Raw genomic sequence first — 12,377 nt, 5'->3', positions numbered from 1 at the left:
CCGAGTGGGGTCAATCAGTCTTTTTGGTCACGCAGGACATTGCCGGAGGCGCCGTCGATACGCGCTTCGTACACGACGCCATCGGCCTTGCGCCCCTTGACTTCCCAATAGCCGTTGTCGTCTGCCTCGGCAGCGTACACCTCGACATAACCGGCCTTGGTCTTGGCGACGTCAATCGCCTTTTCAATGGTGATCCAGCCCGCGCCCGGCTTATCGGCCAACGCCGCACCGGCGCCCAGCAGCGCAGAAGTTGCACATAGGGCGACTAAGGTTTTCTTCAGCATTTTCGTACTCCATTGTGGGAATGTCCTGAACAGCTTAGGCGCATTCAAACGAGAATAAGTTCCAATTGGCGTGCAATCACCATGATGGCAGTTCTCGGCGCCCGTCTCGGGAGGTTAGAATGTGGGAAATCAGGACGTTTAAATGACAGAAAAGTCTCTTTCAGAAGCCGAGTATGACGCGATCACCGACGCCGCCGCGCATTGGTGCATGCGCTTGCATGCGCACGACTGCATGCCCGCCGAGCGCCAGGCTTTTGAACAGTGGCACGACGCCCACCCACTGCACGCCTTTGAATACGCGGCCATGCTGGAAATCTGGGACGTCGCCGACCACCTGCCGCGCGACGAACCCGCATCGGTGGTGGTGCCCTTCAAACCCCGCCATCGCCTGCGCAACTATGCAGTGGCGGCAGCCATCTGCCTGGCGGCGCTGCCGCTGGCTGCATTTACCGGCTGGGAAGCGGGCTGGTTGCCGAACGCCTATGAGCGCTTCGATGCGCCCACAGGCCTGCGCCAGATCACGCTGGGTGATGGCAGCCAGGTGGAACTGAACCTGGGCACCGAACTGGTCTACAGCAACTACAAGGACCAACGACGCGTCACCCTGAAAAAAGGCGAGGCGTTTTTCAAGGTCAGCCATGACAGCGCCCATCCGTTCATCGTGCATGCCGGCGACGGCCAGGTACGGGTGACGGGCACGCAGTTCAACGTCTGGAAGTATGAAGACCAAGTCCGCGTGATGCTGCTTGAAGGCTCGGTACAGATTGCCAGCGACCAGATTCACGGCAGCGTGCCGCTCACGCCGGGCATGCAGGCCAGTTACCGCATGGGGGATGCGACCCCGCGGGTCAACGCGTTCAACCCCAATGACACGGCCCTGGCCTGGCGCCAGGGCAAGCTGGTGCTCGACAACCTGGCCCTGGCTGACGCGCTACCGCTGATCAACCGCTACCTGAAAAAAGCGGTGATGCTGGCTGATGCCAATACCGGCACGATCCGCATTGGCGGCATTTACAACATCAATGAGGTCAACAACCTCGTCCCCTCGCTGCCCAAGGTTTTGCCGGTGTACCTGACGCAAAACCAGGATGGCAATCCTGTGCTCAATTCGATTCCGCGTAAAACGCCGAAAGGCTGAAGTTCTACTGACAGGCTTGGGCGTTTTTTGCGCCTGCCGTGTCCGTTTTTGAAACACCTCCCTCCTCTACGCCGCCCACGCTGGGCGGATTCATCGTTTTGTCATTGGCTGTGTTACGCGGCTGATACAGCCAGGTGAAGCGCTTCAGGTGTGGCCGGGTATGCCCGGCTGAACCGTGACTGTCTCAGCCTTGAAACAACGCAGCCGCGAATTTTTCGCGCATAAATGACAACTCATTGAATAACAACAACTATTAAAAAGCGGCACGGCTTCTGCTCTATCCCTTACAGCGCTGTTTAGGGTCAGCGCGAAGAATAAGGAATGCCGCCGTGATCACACTCACTCAAGGTTCGATGAACGTACTGCTGATCAGCTGTGTACTCAGCGTTGGCATCAGTGCTCCGACCCTGGCAGGCGACGGCATTATCGTGACCGGTCGCAATGTGCAAGCGCACATGGCAGGTCGCGCATCGTTCGGTCCTGATCCTTATCCCCAAACCGCCAACGTCAATCCGAGCCGGGAAATCCATGACGCCCTTTCCGGCGAACTGAGCGACCGCGACTTCGGCAGCGTCAGCAGCGGCTTGAGCATCACCCGCGCCCTCCAGCCCAACGGCAATCTCTCCGGCTTGAGTGCCACACAAAACAGCATGTCCACCCTGGGCGCTGGCGCAGCCGCCAGCCGCAGTGGCGCCAGCAGTGGCGGCATGGGCGGGCAGATCAGCGGCTCGATCCAACGTGGTCTGGCGCCCCTGAACAACCTTGGCGGCATGATGGGGGGCAAACAATGACACGCTCCCTGCTCATCCTCGCCCTGCTCACCAGCACCTCAGCGATGGCCGACAACACTGCCGTGATGAACAACAGCGGCAAAGCCTACAACGGCAACGTGATGATCAACCAGTCGGCGGGCAACCAGCAGCAAACCGCCAACAATCGCGCGGTTGCACTCGGTGGCCAGGCCACCACCCGCAACATCCAGAACATGGATGGCAAGGTCGACCCCTCCCTGAACGCCAAGGCAGCGATCGAGGGCAACTCTTTTACCAATGGCAACGGCATGTTGGGTATCAACCAGTCCGCCGGGGCCAATAACCAATTAGTCAATGCCGTGAGGATCAGCGTCAACGCTGGCCCGCAAAGCATCGACGACAGCGTCCTGTTGCAACAGAACACGACGACGCTGGCAACCGACTCAGGGCTCACCCCCACCACTGGCAGCCGCCAAGTCGTGACAAGCGACCAGGCCTTCACAGGCAGCCGAGGAGTGATTCAGGTGAACCAGAGTGCAGGGGTGGGGAACCGAGTGGCTAACACCCTGGGCATCACTATCAAGTAAAGGCTTGGTAGCACTAGTTAGACCGTACCAACACTTAACCAACTAATTAGAAGCAAGGAGAAACACCATGAAACCTCAAATGGCTCTGAAACCAATGGTTTTCGCTCTCGCCGCACTCATGGCTGCTGCTGCCCAAGCAGGTGGTGGCTGGCACCCTGCGCCTCAACCAACTGGTGTGGTTGCCTCGGTGGTGACCGATGTGCAAAACAGTGGCGGCAACAAGTTCGATGACACCAACACCGAAAACAATGCCTCTGCCGATAACTCGGGAAATAGCAACAACGGCAACACCGGGATTAACGTTCAAGCCGGCAGTGGCAACCAGGCAGACAACTCTGCCGCCATCTCCAGCGCCAAAGGCGACTTTGCAACCGTGTTTGCTGTTGTCGATGTGAATCAAAACAGCGCACTGAACAACTTCGTCAACAAAGGCACGCAAAACAACGCGTCCCTTGATAACTCCCTCGTCGGCAACTCCGGCAACCTGGGCTACAACGGTCAGGCCGGTCAAGGCAACCAGGGTAAAAACAACCTGGCAATCACTACTGCCGATGGCAAAAACATCGCAGCGGCCGCCAACACCGAGCAAAACTCGCTCGCCAACAGCTACCTCAACACCGCAGCCAGCGGGTATGGCCATCACGGCAAGCCTCAGTATGTGTCGAACAACTCCAGCCTCGACAACTCGGTTAACCGCAACTCCGGCAACGTAGGTGTGAACCTGCAATCCGGTTCGGGTAACCAAGGCAGCAACAGCCTGTCTGTAGGCCAAGGTTGCAGCGTTTGCCAAAGCGGCGTTCGCTTCTGATGCAACAAGGGGCCTTGGCAACAAGGCCCTTTTTCATTCCAGTGTCCAACAGGTCATTCGATCATGCGCCTCGCGACCCTCACCCTCTTGATGTTGCTCACCGGCCCAACCTGGGCAGGCACCATGGCGATTTCCGCCATGCCTGGCGGTGCAGTCATCTACAAGAAGGTCGAGAGTATCCGTGAACGCCGCTTCGCCAACCTGGTGGAACAGAAAACCGATTTCAGCTGCGGTGCTGCGGCACTCGCCACCATCCTGCGCCAGGGCTATTGGCTCGACGTAGATGAAGAACACGTGATCAAAGGCATGCTGGTCAACGCCGACCAGGACCTGGTACGCACCCAGGGTTTTTCCATGCTGGACATGAAGCGCTACCTCGAAAGCATCAACATGCGCGCGCGGGGCTACAAGATCGGGCCAGACACCCTGGCGACCTTGAAGATCCCTGTAGTAGTGCTGCTGGAGATTCGTGGCTACAAGCACTTCGTGGTACTGCAGCGTTCGGACAAGGACTGGGTCTATATCGGCGACCCGGTGCTGGGCCATAAACGCTACTCACACGATGACTTCGTCAAAGGCTGGAATGGCATCGTCTTCGCCGTGTTGGGCGAAGGGTACGACAAGGCCAATGCCCTGCTCGACCCGCCCCTGCCTTTGACCGCCAAGAACCAGTTGAATGAGTTCAGGCCCATAGGCGATGCCGAGCTGATGGACTTCGGTTTCATCCAAAGCGACTTCTTCTAAGAAGCGCAATAAGGGGCAGGACGCTCCAGGAGCAAAAGATGAACACTTACCGTTGGCTGACGGTCATGTGCCTGGCAGCCTCAATGCCCGCTTATGCTTCATCGGCGTTCAAACCGATTGAACTCAAGGATTCGGAAATGGCCGAGCTACGCGGCCGTTACGTGATGCCGGGGCGAATCATCAGCTTTGGCATTGTCATGAGCAGCACCTTCAAAAATGCCGCTGGAGACGTCATCACCGGCACGGCAAACATGCAGATCGACTCCTCCACTGTCACCCCGCAGTTTTATGTGCATACCTACGGCTCTTCCGGTACGGGCACTGGCCAAGGGCAAGGCACCGGCACGGTAACCGGGGGCGCCGGCTTGGGCAGCGGCCAGGGCGTGACACAAAGCGTACGCGCCGCCGGCGATGGCAACACGGCCTACAACAATGTCGGTATCAGCGTGACTGAAAATGGCTTCGCGCCCGCCAATGTCGTGCAATCCGGTGAAGTACTGCTAGCGGGCGGTGTGGTCAGGGGGACGAGTGCGGCGGGTGATATCGCCGTTTCAGCGAAAAACGGCGGCCTGCAAATGGCGATTCAAGCCAAGAACAACCAAGGCAACAGCCTCCAACAGATCGGTGGCGGCAACCTGGGCCAGGCTATAGCCCTGACCGGCAACGCCAACTTCGTCAACAACATGACCCAACTCAACGTGGTGATGGGCAATAACGGATTGAACAACCCAGCGCTGAACTGCAACCTGGACCAACTCAAAGGCCTACGCGCTCTCGGTTATTGAACTACGCTGACCCTCGACACTTTCGCATTAGAAAAGGACGGCTTATTTCATGCATCGATCGTTATCGCTACGTGCGGTGGTCTGTTTAAGTACGCTCTTGCCCGCATCCATGTTGTATGCCGCGCCAGACGCCGATATCGAGACCCTCAAACAGGAACTTCTGGAACTCAAGCAGCGGTACGAAGTGCAGCAAAAAGCCCTGGCAGTACTTGAGCAGCGAGTACGTCAGGTTGAGGATCAGCCCGCGACCCCGGCCCCGAAACGCTTGGCCAAGTCGCCGGCTGACTTCCAGAAAGCCAGCGGCGCCACCGTTGCCGGCACTGGCGCTGCCGCTGCATCCGGTGGCGCGGGCGGTGGCGGCAGCTCCTATGGCCAGGCCCTCAAGGACGATTCGGCTCCTGCGCAAAGCGTGAGCAACCTCTACAACGAAGCCAGCGGCTTTTTCGGCAATGGCAACTTCAGCTTTGAAACCGGGATCACCTACGCGCGATATGACGCTCGCCAATTGACCCTCAACGGTTTTCTGGCACTGGACTCGATCTTCCTCGGCAATATCAACCTGGACCGCATCAAGTCCGACAACTGGACCCTGGACCTGACCGGACGCTACAACGTCGACAACCGTTGGCAGTTCGACGTCAACGTGCCGGTGGTGTACCGCGAGTCGACCTATCAATCCGGCGGCGCCAATGGCGGCAGCGGCACCTCGACCTCCGAAGAGTCGGTGTCGCGCGATCCGACCATTGGTGATGTCAACTTCGGGGTGTCCTACAAGTTCCTCGACGAAACCCCGTCCCTGCCGGATGCGGTGGTGTCGGTGCGGGTCAAGGCGCCGACGGGCAAAGAGCCGTTCGGGATCAAGCTGGTGCAGTCGGCGGCCAATACCAACCTTTATGTGCCCGAGAACTTGCCGACGGGTAACGGCGTATGGTCGATCACCCCAGGCATCTCGCTGGTGAAGACCTTCGATCCCGCCGTGTTGTTTGGCTCGCTGTCTTACACCCACAACTTTGAAGGCTCGTTTGACGACATCAGCAGTGACGTCAACCAGAAGGTTGGCGGCAAAGTCGCCCTTGGCGACAGCTTCCAACTCGGCGTCGGCGTAGCCTTCGCGCTGAACGAGAAGATGAGTATGTCGTTTTCGGTCTCCGACCTGATCCAGCGCAAGAGCAAGCTCAAGCCTGACGGCGGCGACTGGCAATCGGTGGTGTCCAGTGACGCCAACGCCGGGTATTTCAACGTGGGTATGACCATTGCGGCCACGCCAAACCTGACCATCGTGCCCAACCTGGCCATCGGCATGACCGACGATGCGCCAGACTTCACTTTCAGCCTGAAATTCCCTTACTACTTCTGATTGCCACACAAGGAAAAGCCCCGCAACGATAAGGGTCGTTGCGGGGCTTTTCGGTTTACCCGCCCTAGCGGATCTGGTGTTTGTGCAGCAACCGGTAGAACGTCGGCCGGGAAACCCCCAGCACACGGGCGGCGACACTCAGGTTGTCGCTGTGCCGGTTGAGCACATCGCACAGCGCCTGGCGTTCGGCGCGGTGCTTGTAATCCTCCAGTGTAGCCATCGGCGCAACAATTGCCTGTTCGCTTTGCAATCCCAGATCAACGGCTTCGATCTGCCGCCCTTCGGCCAGTACCAGGCCACGGCGCACGCGGTTTGCCAGCTCACGGACATTGCCCGGCCACGGGTGTTTGCCCATCGCGACGAGAGCGCTTTCGCTGAAGCTGCGTGGGCGGCGCCCGGTTTCCTGGCTGTAGAAGCGGGAAAAGTGGTTGGCCAGCATGGCGACGTCGCCGTGGCGCTCGCGCAGGGGCGCGGTGATTACTTGCAGGACATTGAGCCGGTAATACAGGTCTTCGCGAAAGGTGCCCTTCTCAACCGCGGCTTCGAGGTCGACGTGGGTCGCCGCCAATACCCGCACATCCACGGGAATGGGCTGGCTGCCGCCGACGCGCTCGATCTGCTTCTCCTGGAGAAAACGCAGCAGGTTGGCTTGCAGTTCCATGGGCAGGTCGCCGATTTCATCGAGAAACAGCGTGCCACCATGGGCCGCTTCGATCCGCCCGACCTTGCGCTGATGAGCGCCGGTGAACGCGCCCTTCTCGTGGCCGAACAACTCCGACTGGATCAGGTGTTCCGGGATCGCGCCGCAGTTGATCGCGACAAACGGCTTGGCATGGCGTTGGGATTGACGGTGCAGGGTCTTGGCCACCAACTCTTTGCCGGTGCCGCTGTCGCCACGGATCAGCACGGGGGATTCAGTGGGGGCCAGCTTGGACAGCAACTTGCGCAGTTCGCGGATGGGGCGGCTGTCTCCCAGCAATTCATGCTCGGGCCCGTCCACCGGCGTATTGGCCTGGCCGCGCAGGCGTGCCATGCCAAACGCTCGGCCCAGCGTAACCTGCACCCGGGACACGTCGAACGGCAAGGTGTGGAAGTCGAAGAACCATTCGTAGACAAAGTCGCCGACGTTTTGCAGGCGCAAGACGTCGTGGCTGAGTACGGCGATCCATTCGGTGCCACTGCGGCCTATCAGCTCCTTGACCGCCTCGGGGCGCTCCAGGTGATAGGGCTGCAGCCGCAGCAGGCCGACATCGCAGGAGCGGTCGCCGACCGTTTCCAGGGCACAGCTGTCGACCTCCCAGCCGGCCGTACGTAGACCCGGCAGCAGCCCGTGACAGTCATCACAGGGGTCAACTACCAGCAAGCGGCGCTGCACAGGTGTAACAACCATGACTATTCCTTGGCGTCAAAATTGTTAAATTTATTTAGAAACAACGGTTTGTGATGCCTGATCGTTACAGTAGCAAGGTATTGACGCGTGTCTTGTACCGTTTCGCTATAAGTGTTGGCAAAAAGCCACTTCGCTGTGCCAGGGATTAAAAAGTTGCCGCGCCTGGAAACTTTCATTCAGCTTTCAAAACAGCCGGTTACATGACGCTCATCACGAAAGTTTGAATTTTCTTGCTCTAACATGTGACCCGTACCCCGCCATCGTGCATCAGTACAAGTAACTCGCCGCCTGGCTCGCCCAACCGACGGCACTTCACTTGATTGGGCATTTAGAGAGAAGACCCACATGAACGCCCCGCTCCGCATCAACGAAGCTCTTTTGATCGCAGACCGTGCCTTCCAGCCCTTTCAGTGCGTGGCCTGGCATGACGGCAATGGCGCCCTGAGCCTGAGCGTCATCGACCGCACCAACAACCGTATCGGCAGCAAGCAATTGTCTTCGAGCGCCTACACCGACCCGGCGCAACTCGAAGACTTGCTGTTGCAGGCCCGTGCCGAGCTCGATAAAAGTGGCTACCAGTTGCAGTCCTGGGCAATGCCGAAGTAATTCAACACAGCAACTTGCGCGCAGTGCCTGATGACAAAACAGTGCGCGCAAGTTGAGTGTTAAAGCCCGGGACGGTTATCGCGCAGTTAGAATAAACCGCTCGATTGCTTCTGCCGCCCCATCCTCGCTATTACTTCCAGTCACAACACTGGCGTGACGCTTGACCGCCTCTTCAGCCTGCCCCATGGCAATCGACAGCCCCGCCACCGCAAACATCGCCGGGTCATTGCCACCATCGCCAATCACCGCCGTTTGCTCCAGCGGCACGCCAAGGTGCCGGGCCAGCGTCTTCAACGCCTCGCCCTTGTTGGCCAGCATCGCCGTCACATCCAGGTAAACCGGTTGCGAACGCGACACCTGGGCCAAGCCTTGCACCTTGGGCTGCAACAACGCTTCCAGCTCAATCAGCCGTTGCGTGTTGAGGCTGGCGGCGACGATTTTGTCGATGCGGTCCAGGTACGGCTCGAAGCTCTCCACGACCACCGGCCCGTAGCCCAGGCCGTCAGCTTCGCGCTGCACCATCGGCCCGGGAGGGTCGCGGCGCAACCAGTCGCCGTCGGCAAACACCCAGACCTCCACATCCGGCTCGGCCGAAAACAGTGCCAGGGTGACCAATGCCGCTTCAGCAGGCAGATGGTGGGCCACCAGCACGCTGCCGTCGGGATTGATCAGCGTGCCGCCATTGAAGCCCGCCACCGGGATATCGATGCCAAAGGCCTCGACCAGATGCAGCATGGCCTTGGGCGGTCGCCCGCTGGCCAGGCTGAAAAACACCCCGGCCGCGCGCAGGGCGCGCACTGTATCCAGCGTGCGCTGGCTGAGCCGGTGATCCGGGTGCAGCAAGGTGCCGTCGACGTCACTGAGGATAAAGCGGATGGGATGAATCGCCGCGTCACTCATCCGAGCGTGTGCCAGGCACGGCCATCACGGGCCAACAAGGCGTCTGCCGCTGCCGGGCCATCTTCGCCGGCCTTGTAGGCCTCGATCCCGTCATCCTGCTTCCACGCATCGAGGAACGGCTGCACTGCGCGCCAGCCGTTTTCGATGTTGTCGGCCCGCTGGAACAATGTCTGGTCGCCGGTCATGCAGTCGTAAATCAGGGTTTCGTACCCGGTCGATGGCTGCATTTCGAAGAAGTCCTTGTAGGCGAAACCCAGTTGGATATTGGCCATGTCCAGGGTCGGCCCAGGCCTTTTGGCCAACAGGTCGAACCACATGCCTTCGTTTGGCTGGATCTGGATTTTCAAATAGGTGGGCTTGAGCTCATCCACTTCGGTGTCACGAAACTGCGCATAGGGCGCCGGCTTGAAGCAGATGACGATTTCGGTGTCGCGCACGCTCATGCGCTTGCCCGTGCGCAAGTAGAACGGCACACCGACCCAGCGCCAGTTATCGATCATCACCTTGAGGGCAACGAAGGTTTCGGTGCTGCTGTCCGGCGCGACGTTGGCCTCTTCGCGGTAACCGGGCAGCTGCTTGCCGCCGATTTCACCGGCAGTGTATTGCCCACGTACCGAGTTGGCCCGCGCATCCTCCAGGGACCAGGGACGCACTGCCCCAATCACCTTCGCCTTTTCCCCACGCACGGCGTCGGCACCGAAGGCGGCAGGCGGTTCCATGGCCACCATCGCCAGCAACTGGAACAGGTGGTTGGGCACCATGTCGCGCAAGGTGCCCGTTTTTTCGAAGAAATTGCCCCGCGTCTCGACGCCGACGGTTTCGGCGGCGGTGATTTGCACGTGGTCAATGTAGTGATTGTTCCAGAACGCTTCGAACAGCACGTTGGAAAAACGGCTGATCAGGATGTTCTGCACGGTTTCCTTGCCCAGGTAATGGTCGATGCGATAGATCTGCTTCTCGCTCATCACCTTGAGCAGGCTGGCGTTCAACGCCTCGGCGGTGGCCAGGTCGGAGCCGAAGGGTTTCTCGATCACCACACGGCGGAAACCTTCCTCGGTTTCCGCCAGCAAGCCGGCACTGCCCAGGCGCTGCACCACTTCACTGAAGAAGCGCGGTGCAGTGGCCAGGTAGAACACCGCGTTGCCAGTACCGCTGTCAGCGATCTTCTGGCCGATGTCCGCATAGGTGCTGTCGTCGAGGAAGTCGCCCTCGACGTAGCTGATGCCTTTGGCCAACTGGGCCCACAGTTGTGGGTCCAGGGCGTTGTCGGCACTGCCCTTGACCTTGCTCGCGGCCTCGGTGCGGATGAAGTCTTCGAGCTTCTTGGCAAAGTCCGCGTCACTGATGGCGTTGTGATCAACGCCGACAATACGCAGGCCATCGCCCAGCAACCCATCGCGACTGAGGTTGTACAGCGCCGGCATCAGCAGGCGCTTGACCAGGTCGCCATGGGCGCCAAACAGAAACAGGGTGGTGGCTGGAGCGGGTGCGGCCTTGGACTTCTTGCCGTTAGCGGTCATTTTTTCGAAGTCTCCACGTGGCCACCAAAGCCGAAGCGCATGGCGGACAGCATTTTGTCACCGTAGGTGCTCTGCTGGCGCGAGCGGAAGCGGGCGAACAACGAGGTGGACAGCACGGGTACCGGCACGGCTTGTTCCATGGCGGCTTCGATGGTCCAGCGGCCTTCGCCACTGTCGGCCACGGAGCCGGAGTAACCGTCGAGTTTCGGGTCGGTGGCCAGGGCGTCGGCGGTCAGGTCCAGCAGCCAGGACGACACCACGCTGCCACGGCGCCAGACTTCGGCGATGTCGGCGACGTTAAGGTCGAAGCGCTGGTCTTCAGGCAGGTTGTCCGAGTTCTTGGTCTTGAGGATGTCAAAACCTTCGGCAAACGCCTGCATCATCCCGTATTCGATGCCGTTGTGGATCATCTTGACGAAGTGCCCTGAACCCGCGGGGCCGGCGTGGATGTAGCCCTGTTCGGCGCGCGGGTCAGCGCTGTCTTTGCGGTCCTTGGTGCGCGGGATATTGCCCAGGCCTGGCGCCAGGGTCTTGAAGATCGGGTCGAGGCGCTGCACGGTTGCGGTGTCGCCGCCGATCATCATGCAATAGCCACGCTCCAGGCCCCAGACGCCGCCGGAGGTGCCGACGTCGACATAGTGCAGGCCTTTTTCCGCCAGCGCCTTACCGCGACGCACGTCATCCTTATAATTGGTGTTGCCGCCGTCGATGATCACATCACCGTCTTCCAGCAGCTCGCTCAGTGCATTGATGGTGTCTTCGGTGGGTGCGCCTGCTGGCAGCATCACCCAGACGGCGCGGGGCTTTTGCAGCCCGGCGACCAGGGCCTTGAGATCGGCGACGCCGGTGGCGCCCTCTTCGCTCAAGGTTTTGACAAATGCTTCGTTACGGTCGAAAACTACGGTGGTATGCCCATTGAGCATCAGGCGCCGTGCAATATTCCCGCCCATGCGGCCTAGTCCGATAATCCCCAGTTGCATGTGCTGATGCTCCTAACTACTAAAAAATGTGTGACATAGTTTATAGCGCAATGAGGCTAATGAGGATGAGAACAGTGCAGATCCATTCAGTTTCATGACAAAAAAGTAGCCATCGTTTCACCATCACGGCAGCGAAAGTCACACGACCATCAAAAATAAAAAAGTTCCCTTGCTGCAAAAAAGAATTCAGACTTGCTCCCGACTGATGCCGAGAACCTCGAATCAAGCGTTCTGGCACCGCGATCTACCGGCTATTTGCGAGGCAAGCAATGAGCACAGCACAGATGACCCGCCCTCCACAGACCCTCTACGTCACTGTCCCTCGCGAAGAGTTGCGCCAGCTGAAGCATGAGCGCGATCAATTGCAGCAGGAGGTCCTGCGCCTGCGTTCGCACCTGCAAGCCCAGCTCGATCAGGCCTCGACCCCGGCGTTAAGCGCCCTGTAAGGCAATCCTTACAAAAAACTCACGAAGTTTTCACACCCCCTTCCCGATACTCCAGCCCCCAAGGGCCACCCCATGCAAGG

The 12,377-nt window shown here is 59.4% G+C and carries 14 protein-coding genes; 9 read left to right on the top strand and 5 right to left on the bottom strand.

Annotation, left to right across the window (positions count from 1 at the left end):
- Window positions 1-14: 14 nt before the first annotated feature.
- Window positions 15-284 (bottom strand): PepSY domain-containing protein, encoded by a 270-nt coding sequence (locus tag J1G37_RS26145; RefSeq protein WP_207046392.1) that lies wholly within the window; start codon window positions 282-284, stop codon window positions 15-17.
- A 142-nt stretch (window positions 285-426) separates the two neighbouring features.
- On the opposite strand from J1G37_RS26145, the gene J1G37_RS26140 reads away from it, so the two are divergent.
- The 7 genes from J1G37_RS26140 to J1G37_RS26110 all read left to right on the top strand — a co-directional run bounded on the left by J1G37_RS26140 (window position 427) and on the right by J1G37_RS26110 (window position 6,455).
- Complete coding sequence (locus J1G37_RS26140; RefSeq protein ID WP_207046390.1) at window positions 427-1,422, top strand: FecR family protein; 996 nt, start codon at window positions 427-429, stop codon at window positions 1,420-1,422.
- 329 nt (window positions 1,423-1,751) lie between these two features.
- Entirely contained in the window at window positions 1,752-2,213 is a 462-nt protein-coding gene (locus J1G37_RS26135) for a hypothetical protein (RefSeq protein ID WP_207046388.1), read from the top strand.
- Window positions 2,210-2,761, top strand: coding sequence for an adhesin (locus tag J1G37_RS26130; RefSeq protein ID WP_207046386.1), 552 nt, complete (start codon window positions 2,210-2,212; stop codon window positions 2,759-2,761). The genes J1G37_RS26135 and J1G37_RS26130 overlap by 4 nt, the downstream gene beginning before the upstream one ends.
- Before the next feature lie 67 nt (window positions 2,762-2,828).
- The gene (locus J1G37_RS26125) at window positions 2,829-3,569 is read left to right on the top strand and encodes a hypothetical protein (RefSeq protein WP_207046385.1); all 741 of its coding nucleotides are present in this window, start codon (window positions 2,829-2,831) and stop codon (window positions 3,567-3,569) included.
- Between the two features lie 63 nt (window positions 3,570-3,632).
- Entirely contained in the window at window positions 3,633-4,313 is a 681-nt protein-coding gene (locus tag J1G37_RS26120) for a C39 family peptidase (RefSeq protein ID WP_207046384.1), read from the top strand.
- Between the two features lie 38 nt (window positions 4,314-4,351).
- On the top strand, window positions 4,352-5,098 hold the full coding sequence (locus J1G37_RS26115; protein WP_207046383.1) for a hypothetical protein: 747 nt from the start codon (window positions 4,352-4,354) through the stop codon (window positions 5,096-5,098).
- 49 nt (window positions 5,099-5,147) lie between these two features.
- The gene (locus J1G37_RS26110; RefSeq protein WP_207046382.1) at window positions 5,148-6,455 is read left to right on the top strand and encodes an autotransporter outer membrane beta-barrel domain-containing protein; all 1,308 of its coding nucleotides are present in this window, start codon (window positions 5,148-5,150) and stop codon (window positions 6,453-6,455) included.
- A gap of 64 nt (window positions 6,456-6,519) precedes the next feature.
- Here J1G37_RS26110 and J1G37_RS26105 read toward each other — a convergent pair whose 3' ends face one another.
- On the bottom strand, window positions 6,520-7,845 hold the full coding sequence (locus tag J1G37_RS26105; RefSeq protein ID WP_207046381.1) for a sigma-54 dependent transcriptional regulator: 1,326 nt from the start codon (window positions 7,843-7,845) through the stop codon (window positions 6,520-6,522).
- 345 nt (window positions 7,846-8,190) lie between these two features.
- Here J1G37_RS26105 and J1G37_RS26100 point away from each other — a divergent pair, with 345 nt between their 5' ends.
- Entirely contained in the window at window positions 8,191-8,451 is a 261-nt protein-coding gene (locus J1G37_RS26100) for a hypothetical protein (RefSeq protein WP_033897462.1), read from the top strand.
- Window positions 8,452-8,526: 75 nt separating this feature from the next.
- On the opposite strand, the gene J1G37_RS26095 is transcribed toward J1G37_RS26100, so the two are convergent.
- From J1G37_RS26095 to gnd, 3 genes are read right to left on the bottom strand one after another with little or no spacing between them, the layout of a single operon-like run.
- Complete coding sequence (locus J1G37_RS26095; RefSeq protein ID WP_207046380.1) at window positions 8,527-9,351, bottom strand: HAD family hydrolase; 825 nt, start codon at window positions 9,349-9,351, stop codon at window positions 8,527-8,529.
- A complete protein-coding gene (zwf, locus tag J1G37_RS26090; protein WP_207046379.1) occupies window positions 9,348-10,871 on the bottom strand; it encodes a glucose-6-phosphate dehydrogenase in 1,524 nt (507 codons plus the stop codon). The genes J1G37_RS26095 and zwf overlap by 4 nt, the downstream gene beginning before the upstream one ends.
- On the bottom strand, window positions 10,868-11,851 hold the full coding sequence (gnd, locus tag J1G37_RS26085; RefSeq protein WP_207046378.1) for a phosphogluconate dehydrogenase (NAD(+)-dependent, decarboxylating): 984 nt from the start codon (window positions 11,849-11,851) through the stop codon (window positions 10,868-10,870). The genes zwf and gnd overlap by 4 nt, the downstream gene beginning before the upstream one ends.
- A 269-nt stretch (window positions 11,852-12,120) precedes the next feature.
- Here gnd and J1G37_RS26080 point away from each other — a divergent pair, with 269 nt between their 5' ends.
- On the top strand, window positions 12,121-12,297 hold the full coding sequence (locus tag J1G37_RS26080; protein ID WP_277990831.1) for a DUF6026 family protein: 177 nt from the start codon (window positions 12,121-12,123) through the stop codon (window positions 12,295-12,297).
- The last annotated feature ends 80 nt before the right edge of the window (window positions 12,298-12,377 follow it).

This window comes from Pseudomonas sp. Marseille-Q1929 (genome assembly GCF_017316265.1).
In the GTDB taxonomy this organism is placed as follows: Bacteria; Pseudomonadota; Gammaproteobacteria; order Pseudomonadales; family Pseudomonadaceae; genus Aquipseudomonas.
The sequence above is the reverse complement of the archived record's forward strand: the minus strand, read 5'-3'. Positions and strand labels throughout refer to the sequence as shown.